At 73.4% G+C, this 14,660-nt stretch carries 16 protein-coding genes; 8 read left to right on the top strand and 8 right to left on the bottom strand.

The window, feature by feature from the left end; genetic code table 11:
* Positions 1-83 precede the first annotated feature (83 nt).
* From H0H10_RS25755 to H0H10_RS25745, 3 genes are all read left to right on the top strand, one after another.
* A complete protein-coding gene (locus tag H0H10_RS25755) occupies positions 84-1,670 on the top strand; it encodes an ABC transporter substrate-binding protein (RefSeq protein ID WP_188183501.1) in 1,587 nt (528 codons plus the stop codon).
* Between the two features lie 101 nt (positions 1,671-1,771).
* Positions 1,772-2,455 carry a uracil-DNA glycosylase gene (gene ung / locus H0H10_RS25750; protein ID WP_188183500.1) on the top strand — a complete coding sequence of 228 codons (684 nt, stop codon included), beginning with the start codon at positions 1,772-1,774 and terminating at the stop codon, positions 2,453-2,455.
* Between the two features lie 123 nt (positions 2,456-2,578).
* The gene (locus H0H10_RS25745; RefSeq protein WP_188183499.1) at positions 2,579-3,106 is read left to right on the top strand and encodes a hypothetical protein; all 528 of its coding nucleotides are present in this window, start codon (positions 2,579-2,581) and stop codon (positions 3,104-3,106) included.
* 12 nt (positions 3,107-3,118) lie between these two features.
* Here the strand turns inward: H0H10_RS25745 and H0H10_RS25740 are convergent, their stop codons facing one another.
* The 3 genes from H0H10_RS25740 to H0H10_RS25730 form a co-directional block, all read right to left on the bottom strand.
* Entirely contained in the window at positions 3,119-3,622 is a 504-nt protein-coding gene (locus H0H10_RS25740) for a hypothetical protein (RefSeq protein WP_309141893.1), read from the bottom strand.
* A 113-nt stretch (positions 3,623-3,735) separates the two neighbouring features.
* Positions 3,736-4,248: a DinB family protein gene (locus H0H10_RS25735; protein WP_188183497.1), complete on the bottom strand. Its 513-nt coding sequence runs from the start codon at positions 4,246-4,248 to the stop codon at positions 3,736-3,738.
* Between the two features lie 43 nt (positions 4,249-4,291).
* Entirely contained in the window at positions 4,292-4,882 is a 591-nt protein-coding gene (locus H0H10_RS25730; protein ID WP_188183496.1) for a TetR/AcrR family transcriptional regulator, read from the bottom strand.
* A 94-nt stretch (positions 4,883-4,976) separates the two neighbouring features.
* On the opposite strand from H0H10_RS25730, the gene H0H10_RS25725 reads away from it, so the two are divergent.
* Together H0H10_RS25725 and H0H10_RS25720 are read left to right on the top strand one after the other, a co-directional pair.
* Entirely contained in the window at positions 4,977-6,164 is a 1,188-nt protein-coding gene (locus H0H10_RS25725; RefSeq protein WP_188183495.1) for an FAD-dependent monooxygenase, read from the top strand.
* Positions 6,165-6,176: 12 nt separating this feature from the next.
* Positions 6,177-7,082: a Gfo/Idh/MocA family protein gene (locus H0H10_RS25720; RefSeq protein WP_188183494.1), complete on the top strand. Its 906-nt coding sequence runs from the start codon at positions 6,177-6,179 to the stop codon at positions 7,080-7,082.
* Here the strand turns inward: H0H10_RS25720 and lnt are convergent.
* Together lnt and H0H10_RS25710 are read right to left on the bottom strand one after the other, a co-directional pair.
* Positions 7,006-8,580 (bottom strand): apolipoprotein N-acyltransferase, encoded by a 1,575-nt coding sequence (gene lnt, locus H0H10_RS25715; protein WP_188183493.1) that lies wholly within the window; start codon positions 8,578-8,580, stop codon positions 7,006-7,008. The genes H0H10_RS25720 and lnt overlap by 77 nt on opposite strands.
* Before the next feature lie 97 nt (positions 8,581-8,677).
* Entirely contained in the window at positions 8,678-9,133 is a 456-nt protein-coding gene (locus H0H10_RS25710) for a nuclear transport factor 2 family protein (RefSeq protein ID WP_188183492.1), read from the bottom strand.
* Between the two features lie 136 nt (positions 9,134-9,269).
* On the opposite strand from H0H10_RS25710, the gene H0H10_RS25705 reads away from it, so the two are divergent.
* The gene (locus H0H10_RS25705) at positions 9,270-10,010 is read left to right on the top strand and encodes an SDR family oxidoreductase (protein ID WP_188183491.1); all 741 of its coding nucleotides are present in this window, start codon (positions 9,270-9,272) and stop codon (positions 10,008-10,010) included.
* Between the two features lie 29 nt (positions 10,011-10,039).
* Here the strand turns inward: H0H10_RS25705 and H0H10_RS25700 are convergent, their stop codons facing one another.
* The 3 genes from H0H10_RS25700 to H0H10_RS25690 form a co-directional block, all read right to left on the bottom strand.
* On the bottom strand, positions 10,040-10,219 hold the full coding sequence (locus H0H10_RS25700; protein WP_188183490.1) for a hypothetical protein: 180 nt from the start codon (positions 10,217-10,219) through the stop codon (positions 10,040-10,042).
* Between the two features lie 62 nt (positions 10,220-10,281).
* The gene (locus tag H0H10_RS25695; protein WP_188183489.1) at positions 10,282-11,157 is read right to left on the bottom strand and encodes an undecaprenyl-diphosphate phosphatase; all 876 of its coding nucleotides are present in this window, start codon (positions 11,155-11,157) and stop codon (positions 10,282-10,284) included.
* A 199-nt stretch (positions 11,158-11,356) separates the two neighbouring features.
* Entirely contained in the window at positions 11,357-12,121 is a 765-nt protein-coding gene (locus H0H10_RS25690; protein WP_188183488.1) for a TVP38/TMEM64 family protein, read from the bottom strand.
* A gap of 409 nt (positions 12,122-12,530) precedes the next feature.
* Here H0H10_RS25690 and tuf point away from each other — a divergent pair, with 409 nt between their 5' ends.
* Together tuf and H0H10_RS25680 are read left to right on the top strand one after the other, a co-directional pair.
* Positions 12,531-13,700: an elongation factor Tu gene (tuf, locus tag H0H10_RS25685; protein ID WP_188183487.1), complete on the top strand. Its 1,170-nt coding sequence runs from the start codon at positions 12,531-12,533 to the stop codon at positions 13,698-13,700.
* A 91-nt stretch (positions 13,701-13,791) separates the two neighbouring features.
* Positions 13,792-14,637 (top strand): spermidine synthase, encoded by an 846-nt coding sequence (locus H0H10_RS25680; protein ID WP_188183486.1) that lies wholly within the window; start codon positions 13,792-13,794, stop codon positions 14,635-14,637.
* Positions 14,638-14,660 lie beyond the last annotated feature (23 nt).

Below are 14,660 nucleotides of genomic sequence, written 5' to 3'. Positions count from 1 at the left end.
CCCTGTTCAGAAGGGGGTTCAGGGGGCGTGGCGCTGCGGTATGGTCTGCCGACCCTTGGTACGGCAGATCGAGGAGCGTGCGCGTGTTCAACCGGAACCGATGCCTGCGGCGGGTGGCGGCCATCGCGTCCATGTCATCACTGGTCACCGGGTGCGGCATTCTGTCGTCCGACCCCTCCGACGAGGAGAAACCGATCGTCGTCGGGACGACCAGTGCCCCCAGCACGCTGGACCCCGCCGCGTCCTGGGACGGCTCCTGGGAGCTCTTCCGCAACGTGTACCAGACCCTGCTGAGTTACCCCAACGGCGCGACCGCCCCCGAGCCCGACGCGGCCTCCGAGTGCGCGTTCACGGACAGCACGAACCAGGTGTACCGCTGCGAGCTGCGCGAGGGCCTGACCTTCTCCGACGGGGACCCGCTGGACGCCCAGGCCGTCAAGCACTCGATCGACCGGATCAGGAAGATCAACGTCAACGGCGGCCCCGCCGGTCTGCTGGGCAGCCTCGACCGGGTCCAGGCACCGAGCGGGCGCGAGGTCGTCTTCCACCTCAACAAGCCGGACGCCACCTTCCCCTTCGTGCTCGCCACGCCCGCGATGTCGATCGTCGACCCCGACACCTACCCGGCGGACTCCCTGCGCGAGGAGGGCGGCGTCGTCGGCTCGGGGCCGTACACCCTCCGGTCGTACGAGGACGGCGAGCAGGCCGAACTCGTCGGCAACGACCGATACAAGGGCTTCGCGGAGCGCCGCAACAAGGCGGTGACCATCCGCTACTTCAAGGACTCGGCCGCCATGGTGAAGGCGCTGCGCGACGACCGGATCCAGGTGACCTACCGGGGCCTCGCGGCCGACGACATCATCACGCTCCAGGGCAGGGCCAGCAAGGAGGAGGACCTCCAGCTGGTCGAGGGCACCGGTACGGAGATCAGCTACCTGGTCTTCAACCCCGAGGACCCCTGGGCGGGCCGGAGGGCCGTGCGCCAGGCCGTCGCCCAGGTGATCGACCGGGCCGCGATAGCCCACACGATCTACCAGGACACCGTCGACCCGCTGTACTCGATGGTCCCGAAGGGGCTGACCGGCCACACCACGGGCTTCTTCGACGACTACGGCGACCCCAGCGTCCCCAAGGCCCGCGCGATCCTCACCGAGGCGGGCATCACCGAGCCCGTCCCGCTGACCTTCTGGTACACCACCGACCGCTACGGCTCCGAGACGGCCGCGGAGTTCAAGGAGCTCAAGCGCCAGCTGGAGGCCTCCGGCCTGTTCACGGTGACCCTCAAGAGCCGCCCCTGGAAGACGTACGTCACCGGCTACCAGAAGGGCGAGTACCCGGTGTTCGGACGCGGATGGTCCCCCGACTTCCCGGACGCCGAGAACTTCATCGCCCCCTTCGTCGGCGACCAGAACGCGCTCGGCACGCCCTACCCGGCGCCGGAGATCACCGGCGATCTGCTGCCCCGGTCGCGGCGCGAGGGGGACCGCGCCAACGTGGTGAAGGAGTTCGAGGAGGCGCAGCAGATCCTCGTGGACGACGCGCGGCTGCTCCCGCTGTGGCAGGGCAAGCAGTACGTGGCCGCGAGCGAGGACATCTCGGGTGCGGAGCGGGCCCTGGACCCGTCGACGATCATGATGATGTGGCAGCTCTACCGGAAGACCAGCTGGTAGGGGCGGCCACGCCCTCGCCGAACGCCCCCGGGGCCCGGTTGTCAGTGGTCGCCTGTAGGTTCTGTGGCCTGGAAGCGACCGCACAGCGTAAGGAAGTTGACGTGACCGACATCGCCATGCTGCCCGAGTCCTGGCGCGAGGTGCTGGGCGGCGAGCTGCAGCAGCCCTACTTCAAGGAGCTGATGGAGTTCGTCGAGGAGGAGCGGGCGAACGGCCCGGTCTACCCTCCGCGCGAGGAGGTCTTCGCCGCCCTGGAGGCCACGCCGTACGACCGGGTGAAGGTGCTGGTCCTCGGGCAGGACCCGTACCACGGCGAGGGCCAGGGCCACGGCCTGTGCTTCTCGGTCCGGCCGGGCGTGAAGGTCCCGCCGTCCCTGCGGAACATCTACAAGGAGCTGCACGCGGAGCTGGACGTCCCGATCCCGGACAACGGCTATCTGATGCCGTGGGCGAAGCAGGGCGTCCTGCTGCTCAACGCCGTGCTGACCGTCCGGGCGGGCGAGGCCAACTCGCACAAGAGCCGGGGCTGGGAGCTGTTCACCGACGCGGTGATCCGCGCGGTGGCGAACCGGCCCGACCCGGCGGTGTTCGTGCTGTGGGGCAACTACGCGCAGAAGAAGCTCCCGTTGATCGACGAGACGCGGCACGCCGTGGTCAAGGGCGCGCACCCCTCGCCGCTGTCGGCGAAGAAGTTCTTCGGCTCCCGCCCGTTCACGCAGATCAACGAGGCGGTCGCCCGGCAGGGCCACGAGCCCATCGACTGGCGCATCCCGAACCTGGGCTGACCCCGCCGGACGGGCCGGTCCGCCACCGGCCGGCCCGTGCCCCACGGAGCCGCCTGACCGGGATTGCCGGTGCGTGCCGTTAGCGTTCGTCGGGAACAGCCGACGAGTGGTACGGAGGACGCGGTGGCCAAGGGACAGGAGCAGGCGGCGCCGGACGCCGTGCCGACGCGGATCGGGCAGGTCGTCATGCTGCATCACGCGGGCGACCGCGAGGAGGCCCGGCGTCGCTTCCTCGACCTGTGGGCCGAGATCGGCGAGCACGGCGACCCGCTGCACCGCTGCACCCTGGCCCACTACCTGGCCGACACCCAGGACGACCCGGGGGACGAACTGGCCTGGGACCTCAGGGCGTTGGCCGCCGCCGAGGAACTCACGGCCGACCGGCTGGCCGAGCACCCCGGGGCCCTCGCCGCGCGCGCCCTCTACCCGACGCTCCACCTCAACCTCGCCGCCGACTACGACAGGCTCGGCCACCGCGAGGCCGCGCGCGCCCATCTGCGGCGGGCCCGGTACGCGGCCGAGTCGCTGGGCGACGACCGCTACGGCGAGGGCGTGCGCATGGAGATCGGCCGCATGGAGCTGCGGCTGGGCGACGACGGCCCCTCGGCGGAGGGACCCTGGCCCTGGGGCCCGCCGCGGCAGCGGCCCTAGGGGCGGGCGCTCTCAGCGGCCGTACGCCTGCTCGCAGATGACCGCCTCGGGGCTGCCCGCCCGCCAGCCGCCGTACGTCTTCCCGAGGGAGCACAGGTCCGCGGTGTCCCCGCCCGCACGCCCGCCGGCCGGGCCGGCGGGACGAGGGGTCCACGGACGGGGTGCCGGCGTGGGCCCGCCCTCCCGCTGCCGCGGCTCGGGGCGGGCCGTCCGCGGCCGCGGTTCCGGTCGGGCCGCCGGGGCCTTGCGCCGCGGTGGCGTCGCGGAGGGGACCGTGCTCCGGGGTTCGCCGGAGGCGCGGTCCGGGCCGTCGGAGGGGGTGATCCGCTCCAGTGCCTCCCGGGCCGGGGGCTGCACGGCCCGCGGTGTGACCGGGCCGTCGGGACGCGGCGCCGACGAGCGGGCGCCGGCCGCCGCCGGGTCGGACCCGGGTGTCCGCTGGACCGTCACACAGCCGGTCAGGGCGGAGGCCGTCACGGTCACCAGGAGCGCTGCGGTGGTCGTCGATCGATGCACGCGCGCCACTCTGGCGGGTCGGGCGCGCTCCATGGCAGCGGGACGGGCCTCGGTTGGCCCACACGGGTGATCTCCGGCCCCGTACGAGGGCCCCGGGACCGGCGGGGGTGACGTCAGTCGCCGGTGGCGCCGTCGATGCACTCGCGGATCAGGTCGGCGTGGCCGTTGTGACGCGCGTACTCCTCGATCATGTGGGTGTGGATCCAGCGCAGGCTGAACCGCTCGCCGGTCCGCCGGTGCCTTCCCCGGGACATTTCGTCGAGACGGAAGCCGGCCGCATGGCGGCGGGCGATCGCGATCTCGGTCTGCCAGGTGGTGTACGCCTCCTGCCAGGTGTCCCCCTCGGTCAGCCGGAACTCGCCGTCCGGGTCCTCGTCGCCGTAGTAGATGGGCCCGGCGTCCTCGTCCGCGAGCACCCTGCGGAACCAGCTGCGTTCCACCTCGGCCATGTGCCGCACCAGGCCCATCAGGGACAGTCCGGAGGGTGCCACGGAGGCGGTCCTGAGCTGGGCGTCGGTCAGGCCCTCGCACTTCCACGCGAGGGTGCTGCGGTGGTAGTCCAGCCAGCCCTCCAGCATGGTGCGTTCGTCGGCGTCGTTGGCGGGTTCACGGCGTTCGGTGGTCATGCCCGCATCCTCGCCGACGCGGGCCCGGTCCCACCACGGGGTTTCAGCCGCCCAGCATGCCGTCGAGCAGTTCGCGCAGGCCCGCCCGCACCTCCGCGAGGCCCGGGACCTCGGCGTGGAAGGACCCGGCCACGCAGGAGAACATCAGCCCGTCCGCCCAGGCGACCAGCGACAGCACGTGCCGGTCGGGGTCGGCCGATCCCATGGCCCTGACGAGGGCGTCGAGCTGGTCGCGGAAACGGGCGCCCGCCGCGTCGAAATGGGCGCGCAGCTCGGGGCGGCGCGTGGCCTCCAGGGCGAGTTCGTAGCGAGCCAGCGTCAGTTCCCGGTTGCGGGTCAGGGCCCGGTGCGTCGCCAGCGCCAGCGCGTCCACCAGGGCGTCGAGGCCGCCGCGGGGGTCCGGCATCTCGTGCAGCCCGAGCACCCGCGCCTCCCGCTCGGCCAGGCGCCGCACCGCCAGTTCCAGGAGCGCCTGCCGGGTCCGCGCGAGGTTGGAGGTGGAGCCCTGGGGGAGTCCGGCCGCCTCGTCGACCGCCCGGTGCGTGAGCCCGCGCATCCCGCGCTCGGCGAGCAGGGCGAGAGCGGTGTCGGCGACGAGATCGGAGCGCGAGGCGCCTGCGGTGCGTACGGACATGGAGGTCAACCTACCCGCGGAACTACAGCTGTAGTACAGTCGGGACATCACCTCACTACAGTTGTAGTGAGTGCGGTGGAGACGAGGAGGAGCCATGGCACGGTCGATGCGGGCCGTCGTGATCGGCGGCGGAATCGGCGGGCTGACCGCGGCGGCGGCCCTGCACCGCAGGGGGACCCAGGTCACCGTCCTGGAGCGCGCCCCCACGCTCCAGCCGATCGGGGCGGCGATCTCCCTGTCCCCCAACGCCCTCCGGGCCCTGGACGTCATCGGCCTCGGTGACGAGATCCGCGACCTCGCCGCCTGGCAGGGCGACGGCGGACTGCGCACCCCGCGTGGACGCTGGCTCTCCCGCTCCGACGCCGACGCCGCGGCCCGGCGCTTCGGCGGTCCCCTCGTGCTGCTGCACCGGGCCACCCTCATCGACAGCCTCACCGCCCAGCTGCCGCCGGACGCCGTCCGCACGGCCGCCGCCGCGACCGTCACCGACCCCGGCGACGCCCATCGGCCGGCCACGGTCCGCACACCCGACGGCGAACTGGAGGCCGACCTGGTCGTGGCCGCCGACGGCATCCGGTCCGCCGCACGCCGGGTGCTGTTCCCGCAGCACCCGGGCCCCGTCTACTCGGGATTCACCACCTGGCGGGTCGTGATCCCGGTGCCCGGCGTCCGGTTCGCCTCGCACGAGAGCTGGGGCCCGGGCCGCATCTGGGGCACGCACCCGCTCAAGGACGGCCGGGTCTACGCCTACGCCGCCGCGGTCACCCCCGCCGGCGGGCACGCACCGGACGACGAGCGGGCGGAGCTGCTGCGCCGGTACGGCGACTGGCACGACCCCATCCCCGCCGTCCTGGCCGCCGCCCGCCCCGAGGACGTCCTGCGCCACGACGTGCACCACATCGCCGAGCCGCTGCCCGCCTACCACCGCGGCCGGGTCGCCCTGCTCGGCGACGCCGCGCACGCCATGCCGCCGACCCTCGGCCAGGGCGGCAACCAGGCCATCGAGGACGCGATCGTGCTCGCCCACCACCGTGACGACCTCGCCGCCTACACCGCCGCCAGGCTGCCCCGCACGACCGCCATCGCGCGCCAGGCCGTCAAGGTCGCCCGGCTCGACATGATGAGCAACCGCGCCGGCATCGCCGTACGCAACGCGGTGATCGCCGCCCTGTCGAAGGCCGGGCCCGCGCTGTTCCTGCGCAGCTTCGACGGCATCGCCGACTGGCGGCCCCCGCAGCGGCCGTATGCTTCGCAGCACACCCGTCCCGACATGCGTCAGTGAGGAGCACACCCCGTGAAGGTCGGCTGCATCGGACTCGGCGACATCGCGCAGAAGGCGTACCTTCCCGTGCTCGCCGGCCTGCCCGGGGTCGAGCTGCACCTGCAGACCCGCACCCCGGCGACGCTCACCCGCATCGCCGACGGCCTCCACCTCCCGCCGGACCGGCGGCACGCGGACCTCGACGCGCTTCTCGCCCAGGACCTCGACGCCGCCTTCGTGCACGCGCCGACGGCCGTCCACCCCGAGATCGTGACCCGGCTGCTCCGGGCCGGCGTCCCGACCTACGTCGACAAGCCGCTCGCTTACGACCTCGCCGACTCCGAGCGGCTGGTGGCCCTGGCCGAGGAGCGGAACACGAGCCTCGCCGTCGGCTTCAACCGCCGCTACGCCCCCGGGTACGCGCAGTGCGCCGAGCATCCGCGCGAGCTGATCCTCATGCAGAAGAACCGCATAGGGCTGCCCGAGGAACCGCGCACGATGATCCTCGACGACTTCATCCACGTCGTCGACACGCTCCGCTTCCTGGTGCCCGGACAGATCGACGACGTCGGCGTCCGTGCCCGCGTCGAGGGCGACCTGCTCCACCACGTCGTGCTGCAGCTCGCCGGGGACGGCTTCACCGCGCTCGGCGTGATGAACCGGCTCAGCGGTTCGGCGGAGGAGATCCTTGAGGTCTCCGGCCAGGACACCAAGCGGCAGGTGGTCAACCTCGCCGAGGTGATCGACCACCGGGGCCAGCCGACCGTGCGGCGGCGCGGCGACTGGGTGCCGGTGGCCCGGCAGCGCGGCATCGAGCAGGCGGTCCTGGCCTTCCTGGACGCCGTGCGCGCGGGCAAGGTGCTCAGTGCCCGGGACGCGCTGGAGACCCATGAACTGTGCGAGCGGGTCGTACGCGCGGTGCAGGAGCGCCACGCCTGAGCCGCAGCGTCCGTACGCCCTCGGCAGCGCCCCAGACGGCGAGGACCAGCAGCGCCGCCCGCACCGGCCAGTCGCCGAAGCGGACGTAGGGCGTGCTGCCGTGGGAGAGCGGCACCTCGTACACGTGCGCCGCGCTCGCCTCGGTGCCGAGCCACGGCCCGATCCGCGCGCCGCTCGCGTCGTACACCGCGGAGACCCCCGTCAGCGTGGCGTGCACCATCGGGCGGCCGGTCTCCGCGGCGCGCAGCGCGGCCAGTGACGCATGCTGCCCCGGCGCCCAGCTGTGCTGGAACGTCGAGGTCGAGGACTGGGCGAGCAGCACCTCGGCGCCGTCCGCGGCGAGACGGCGGCTCATGTCGGGGAACGCGCTCTCGAAGCACACCATCGGCCCGATCCGCAGCCCGTCCCCGACGTCCATCACCACCTGGCGCGAGCCGCGCCTGCGGTCCTCGCCCGCCGCCTCGCCGACGGACGTGGCCCAGCCGAGCACGGACCGGGCCGGCACGTACTCCCCGAAGGGCACGAGCCGCATCTTGTCGTACCGGTCTCCCGTCGGGCCGTCGGGGCCGACGAGCACCGAGCTCTTGTAGATGCCGGGTCTGTCCGAGCGCCGCGCGTCCACGTTGACCAGGATCCGCGCCCCGGTCTCCCGCGACAGCGCCGCGAGACGGCGCGCGAGGTCGGGCCGGTCGTCCAGGTCGAAGCCGACGCTGCTCTCCCCCCACACGACCAGGTCGACGTCCCGGCCGGCCAGCCGGCGGGTCAGCCGCTCCTCGAGGTCGAACCGGCGGTCGGCGCTGTCCCGCCCGGCCACGACGCCCGGCTGCACCAGGGCGACCGCGACCCGCTCGTCGGTGTCCGGGCGCGGTGACCACACCCAGGCCGCCGAGGTGGCCGCGGCGGTCGCGACGAGCCCGGCCACGGCGGGCACGCGGGCGCGGCGGACGGCGATCAGGACGGCCACGGCCACATTGACGGCCACCACCAGGAAGCTGAGCAGCCACACCCCGCCGACCGAGGCGAGCCGCAGCGCCGGCGCGACCTGCCACTGACTGGCGCCGAGCATGCCCCAGGGGCCGCCGAGCCCCTGCCAGGAGCGGACCAGCTCCACCGCCAGCCAGCCCGAGGGCAGCACGACCAGTGCCGCCGCGACCCGGCCGCCCGAGGGTGCCGAGCCCAGCAGACGGCGCACCAGCCAGCCCCACGGGGCCCACAGCGCGCCGAGCAGCGCGGCGATGACGAAGGTGAACACATGCAGGTTGGGAAGCAGCCAGTGGTGCATGGCCAGCATGAACCCGAACCCGCCCCACCAGCCGTCGTACACCGCCCGGCGCCCGCTCGGCGCGGCACGGGCGAGCAGCAGCCAGGGGACCAGGGCGACCCAGGCCCACCACCACAGGCCGGGGGCCGGGAAGGCGAGCACGGGCAGGGCGCCGGCGACGGCGGCGACGGCCGAGCGCCGCCAGGGGGAGGCGAGCCAGTGGCCCAGCGTCTTCATAGGCGCTTCCCTACCCCGTGGTGCCGTCAGTGTGCGCCCCTGGGCGGGACCGGGAGCAGAAGATCCGGCCGGGCGGCACCGGCACCGGCACAGTCGATCACAGGCGCCGCCACTTCTCCTCGGCGACCACCTCGCCGAGCCGCCAGCCGTCAGCCGTCCGCAGCAGCCCGAAGACGTACCGGCCGCCGCTCAGGAAGTCGGGCGTACCCGGGACGCCGTCCCGGCCGGCGGGGCCCATCGCGTTGACGTAGTCGGCCCGGAGGCGGGCCGTGTCGCCGGTGTCCTGTTCCCAGACGCCGAAGCGCACCCGTCGGTTGACGATCAGGTGCTGCCGTACCGGGAACGGCCGCAGGTTCTCCGCGAGCCACGCGGCGACCTGCCCGGCGTCCCCCGCGATGCCGCCGGCCGCCCGGTGGTCGGCCCGCCCGCCCGGTGCGAACAGCTCCCGGTACGCCGTCCAGTCCCCGTCGTCCAGCGCCACCGCGTAGTCGGTCACCAACTGGTCGACCGCCAGCCGGTCCCTCACGGTCGCGAGTTCCACACGCTGCGTCATCGGCTCAGTGTTGGGCATGGGAGGTGCCCAGCCAAGGGGCGCGGCCGTATTCGGTGGCCCGCGCACCTGTGCGGCCACGATGATCGCGCCTAAGATGATCGATGATCGATCAAACGAGTCGTTTCAGGAGGTCCTCATGTCGCGTCCGGTCACGGTGGTCACCGGCGGCAGCCGGGGAATCGGCGCGGCGGCCTGCCTGCGCCTCGCGGCGGACGGGCACGACGTGGCCGTGGGCTACGTCCGGGACGAGGCGGCCGCGGAAGCGGTGGCGGCGGGCGTGCGCGAGGCCGGCGGCCGCGCTGTCACGGTCCGGGCGGACACCTCGGCCGAGGCCGACGTCGACAGGCTCTTCGACGTCGCCGAGAGCACCCTCGGACCGGTGACCGGGCTGGTGAACAACGCGGCGGTGACCGGTCCGCTGGGCCGCCTCGCCGACAGCGACACCACGGACCTGCGCCGCGTCCTCGACGTCAACCTCCTGGGCGCGCTGCTGTGCGCCCGCCGCGCCGCGCAGCTCATGACCGCCCGGGGCAACGGCGTGATCGTGAACGTGTCGTCGGGTGCGGCGACCCTCGGCAGCCCGGGGGAGTACGTCCACTACGCGGCGACGAAGGCCGGCATCGATGCCCTGACGGTCGGGCTCTCCAAGGAGCTCGGCCCGGACGGTGTCCGCGTCAACGCGGTCGCACCGGGCCTCGTCGACACGGAGATGCACGCCGCGATGGGCGCGCCGGACCGGGTCCGGCAGATGGCTCCGGCGATCCCGCTGCGCCGTGCTGGCCGGGCCGAGGAGATCGCCGCCGCCATCGCCTGGCTGATGTCGCCGGACGCCTCGTACACGACGGGGGCCGTGCTGCGGGTGGCGGGCGGCCGCTGAGGGGCGCGTGCCTCGGGCCGGCGCCCGGCTCACGCCGCCTCGATGACCTCGCCCCGGATCGCGGCCGCCCACTCGACCACCAGCAGTTCGTACTCCGCGCGCTCCTGGGACGACAGGGTCCCGCCCGCGCGCCGCCACAGGGCGCGGATCTGCTCGTTCAGCTCCGCGGCGGACCGCACGGAACCAGGGGTAACCAAATCGGGGGACATGCGGACAAGCCTAGGGGCAAGCACTGACAGTGCGCTACCGGACGGCTACAGGACCGTGTGCGTCAGCCCGCCGACTCCGCGGCGTGCGGGCTGAGGACGCCCAACGCGACCAGAACGATGATCACCACGCCGAGCGCGACGCGGTACCAGACGAACGGCATGAAGCTCTTGGTCGAGATGAACTTCATGAACCAGGCGATGACCGCGTACCCCGTGGCGAAGGCGATGATCGTCGCGAAGATCGTCGGCCCCCAGCTGACGTGGTCGCTCTCCATCGCGTCCTTCAGCTCGAACAGGCCGGAGGCGAGCACCGCCGGGATCGCGAGCAGGAAGGAGTACCTGGCCGCGGCCTCGCGCCGGTAGCCCATGAACAGGCCGCCGCTGATGGTCGCGCCGGAGCGGGAGACGCCGGGGATGAGGGCCATGGCCTGGCACAGGCCGTAGATCAGGCCGTCGCGGACGCCCAGGTCCTGCAGTTCCTTGCGGCGCTTGGGCGCGCGGTGCCGGCCGCCGGTCTCGTCGCGCGCCGCCATCCGGTCCGCGACGCCGATGATCACACCGACGACGATCAGCATGGTCGCGGTGACCCGCAGGTCGCGGAACGGCCCCTCGATCTGGTCCTTCAGCGTCAGACCGAGCACGCCGATCGGGATCGAGCCGACGATCACGAGCCAGCCCATGCGCGCGTCGGGGTCCTTGCGCATGGTCCTGTCCCGGAGCGACCGGGTCCAGGCCGAGATGATCCGCCCGATGTCCTGGCGGAAGTAGATCAGTACGGCGGCCTCCGTGCCGATCTGGGTGATCGCCGTGAAGGCCGCGCCCGGGTCGTGCCAGCCGGAGAACGCCGCCGTCAGCCGCAGGTGGGCGCTGGAGGACACGGGGAGGAACTCGGTCAGCCCCTGGACGAGTCCGAGGATGAGAGATTCAAACCAAGACATGAAGTTACGGAGTCCAAGTGGCCGATCGTGGAACGGACGATGGACACACCGAGCCGCCACGTGCGGTGATCAGGGGTCGGGCGTGTCGAGGGGCAGCGTAGCGTCCTTGGGTGAATGGAACGGCACAGGGGTTGGGCCGGGTCGCCCTCCCGGCCCGGGCGCCGCCCGCCCCGCGTGCGACCCGGTGCCGGACGTCCCGTCAGCGCCCCCGCAGCCGGTGCCGCTTGCGCCAGGCCACCACCGCGCCCGCCAGTCCCGGCAGGGCGATGCCGGCCAGGGCGATCAGGAAGGCCGGCGACGTCGGTGCCGAGGCGCGGGCGCCGGCGACGACGTAGGCGGCCGTGTTCGGGATCGACCCGAGGGCCGTCGCGAGCAGGAACGGCAGCAGGCCCATGCGGGAGACGGCCGCGCAGTAGTTGGCGGCGGCGAACGGCACGCCGGGGAACAGCCGCGCCGCCAGCATCGAGCGGAAGCCGTGCCGGCTGAGCTGCCCGTCCGCGGCCTTCAGCCACCTGCCCCGCAGCAGCGGGCGCAGCGCCTCCTGGCCCAGCACCCGGCCGAGGCAGAAGGCGATGCCGGCGCCGAGCACCGTGCCCGCCAGGGCCGAGACCAGGCCGATCTGGGAGCCGAACAGGGCACCGGCCGCGAGGTTCAGCAGCGGGCGCGGCACGAACGCGACCGTGCACAGCCCGTAGGCCAGCGCGTACGCCACCGCCGCCGCGGCTCCGCCGAGCTGTGGCGGCCAGCCGTGCACGAGCAGCTTCTGCGGTTCGAACAGCAGCACCGTCACCGCGGCCGAGGCCAGCAGGGCGACGAGCAGCGACAGCCGGGACCACGGCGAGAGCAGCACTCTCGTCACGCGGGCGGCGAAGCCGGCCGGCGCGACCGGACCGGCGGCGGCGGTGGTGACGGCCCGGGGAGAGGCCGTGGCGGTGCCCCCAGAGCGGGTGGTGGCATCGAGCATCCGGTGACACTAACCGACAAATGTGTGTGATCGCCGTATGGTGCGTCTCATGAGCGTCACAACGGCGCAAACACCGGACGTGGCGAACCGCGGCGCACACCTCGCCGCGCTGCCCGTGCGGGAGGCGCCGCGGAACACCGGCCCGTGACCGCTCGAACTGCCGTGCGCTGAAAACCATTCGACGCCGGGCGAGGCGTCGGCGATGATCGGCGTCATGTTCCGGTACGCCTTCCACCTCGCCGCATCCGCCGCCGCGGATGCCCCGAAGGCTGCCGTTCCCCACTTCCTGACCGCCGTCGACGGCGCCCGAAGCTGACCCTCCCCGGATCGTCCGGCGGACCCCGCAGGGGGAGGGTCGGCGAGTTCCCGGGGTCCCATCACCGCCACCACGAGGCTTCGAGGTACCGCCATGCCCAAGACGGCTTACGTCCGCACCAAACCGCATCTCAACATCGGCACGATGGGTCACGTCGACCACGGCAAGACCACCCTGACCGCCGCCATCACCAAGGTCCTCGCCGAGCGCGGCGCCGGCACCTTCGTCCCGTTCGACCGCATCGACCGGGCGCCGGAGGAGGCCGCGCGCGGCATCACCATCAACATCGCGCACGTCGAGTACGAGACCGACACCCGGCACTACGCGCACGTCGACATGCCCGGCCACGCCGACTACGTCAAGAACATGGTCACCGGCGCCGCCCAGCTCGACGGGGCCATCCTCGTCGTCTCCGCGCTCGACGGGATCATGCCGCAGACCGCCGAACACGTCCTGCTCGCCCGGCAGGTGGGCGTCGACCACATCGTGGTCGCCCTCAACAAGGCCGACGCGGGCGACGAGGAGCTGACCGACCTGGTCGAGCTGGAGGTCCGCGAGCTGCTCACCGCGCACGGATACGGCGGCGACGCCGTGCCCGTCGTACGGGTCTCCGGCCTCAAGGCCCTGGAGGGCGACCCCCGGTGGACGGCGTCCGTCGAGGCGCTGCTCGACGCCGTGGACACCTACGTGCCCATGCCGGAGCGGTATCTGGACGCGCCGTTCCTGCTGCCCGTCGAGAACGTGCTCACCATCACCGGCCGGGGCACGGTCGTCACCGGTGCGGTCGAGCGCGGCACCGTCCGCGTCGGCGACCGGGTCGAGGTGCTCGGGGCGTCCGTCGAGACGGTGGTCACCGGGCTGGAGACCTTCGGCAAGCCCATGGAGGAGGCGCAGGCCGGGGACAACGTGGCCCTGCTGCTGCGCGGTGTCGCCCGCGACACGGTGCGCCGTGGGCACGTCGTCGCCGCGCCCGGCAGTGTCGTGCCGGCCCGGCGCTTCTCGGCGCAGGTGTACGTGCTGTCGGCGCGCGAGGGCGGGCGCACGACGCCGGTGTCCACCGGTTACCGGCCGCAGTTCTACATCCGTACGGCGGACGTGGTCGGTGACGTCGACCTCGGTGAGGCGGCCGTCGCCCGGCCCGGTGACACGGTCACCATGACCGTCGAACTCGGGCGTGACGTGCCTCTCGAGCCGGGCCTCGGGTTTGCCGTCCGTGAGGGCGGGCGGACCGTGGGAGCGGGGACCGTGACCGCCGTGCACTGAGGGGCGGTGCGCGTCCGCGGGGGGCTGCGGGGCCGCACGCCGGTGCTGTCCCGCGCCCCTTCGGGGCGCTTCGCCCCGGCACAATGGGAAGGTGAACGAAGCCATACCCGTCACCCGGGTGACCGACCACGGCACCGCCAAGCTCATGCCCGACGTCGACCGGAAACGGGCCTGGCTGCTGACCGTGGACGGGGCGCCGCAGTCCTACGTCGACCTCGACGAGCCGGCGCACCTGGAGTTCGAGTACGCGCGGCGGCTCGGACACGTCCTGGACACCGTCGCCGAACCGGGGCGTCCGCTGGACGTCCTGCACCTCGGCGGCGGTGCCCTGACCCTGCCCCGGTACCTGGCCGCGACGCGGCCGGGCTCCCGGCAGGACGTGGTGGAGGCCGACGGCGGCCTGCTGGAGCTGGTCGCCGAGCACCTGCCGCTGCCGGAGGGCGCGCACATCGTCACGCACGCCGCCGACGCGCGGGCCTGGCTGGCCGCCGCCCCCGCGGACTCCGCCGACGTCCTCGTCGCCGACGTCTTCGGCGGCTCACGCGTCCCCGCGCACCTGACCTCCGTCGCCTACGCCCGCGAGGCCGAACGCGTCCTGCGGGCCGACGGCGTCTACCTCGCCAACCTGGCCGACGCGGCGCCGTTCGCCTTCCTGCGCTCGCAACTGGCCGGGTTCGCCACGCTCTTCGAGGAACTGGCGCTGATCGCCGAGCCGGGCGTGCTGCGCGGCCGCCGCTTCGGCAACGCCGTCCTCGTCGCCGCGCACCGGCCCCTCGACACGGCGGGACTGACCAGGCTCACGGCAGCCGACGTCTTCCCGGCCCGGGTCGAGCACGGGTCCGCGCTGCGGGACTTCATCGGCGCTGCCCGGCCGGTGCGGGACGAGGACGCCGTTCCGTCACCCGTGCCTCCCGACGGGGCGTTCGGCATCGGCTGAGCCGGGTGCCGGCTCCGGGACGC

Source organism: Streptomyces griseicoloratus (genome assembly GCF_014534645.1).
GTDB lineage: Bacteria > Actinomycetota > Actinomycetes > Streptomycetales > Streptomycetaceae > Streptomyces > Streptomyces griseicoloratus.
The sequence above is the reverse complement of the archived record's forward strand: the minus strand, read 5'-3'. Positions and strand labels throughout refer to the sequence as shown.

What these genes read in the sequence shown, in the direction of transcription:
- lnt (WP_188183493.1), bottom strand. Translation starts at nt 8,580, where the DNA reads ATGAAGACGCTGGGCCACTGGCTCGCCTCCCCCTGGCGGCGCTCGGCC.
- tuf (WP_188183487.1), top strand. Translation starts at nt 12,531, where the DNA reads ATGCCCAAGACGGCTTACGTCCGCACCAAACCGCATCTCAACATCGGC.
- H0H10_RS25725 (WP_188183495.1), top strand. Translation starts at nt 4,977, where the DNA reads ATGGCACGGTCGATGCGGGCCGTCGTGATCGGCGGCGGAATCGGCGGG.
- H0H10_RS25735 (WP_188183497.1), bottom strand. Translation starts at nt 4,248, where the DNA reads ATGACCACCGAACGCCGTGAACCCGCCAACGACGCCGACGAACGCACC.
- H0H10_RS25710 (WP_188183492.1), bottom strand. Translation starts at nt 9,133, where the DNA reads ATGACGCAGCGTGTGGAACTCGCGACCGTGAGGGACCGGCTGGCGGTC.
- H0H10_RS25705 (WP_188183491.1), top strand. Translation starts at nt 9,270, where the DNA reads ATGTCGCGTCCGGTCACGGTGGTCACCGGCGGCAGCCGGGGAATCGGC.
- H0H10_RS25690 (WP_188183488.1), bottom strand. Translation starts at nt 12,121, where the DNA reads ATGCTCGATGCCACCACCCGCTCTGGGGGCACCGCCACGGCCTCTCCC.
- H0H10_RS25730 (WP_188183496.1), bottom strand. Translation starts at nt 4,882, where the DNA reads ATGTCCGTACGCACCGCAGGCGCCTCGCGCTCCGATCTCGTCGCCGAC.
- H0H10_RS25695 (WP_188183489.1), bottom strand. Translation starts at nt 11,157, where the DNA reads ATGTCTTGGTTTGAATCTCTCATCCTCGGACTCGTCCAGGGGCTGACC.
- H0H10_RS25700 (WP_188183490.1), bottom strand. Translation starts at nt 10,219, where the DNA reads ATGTCCCCCGATTTGGTTACCCCTGGTTCCGTGCGGTCCGCCGCGGAG.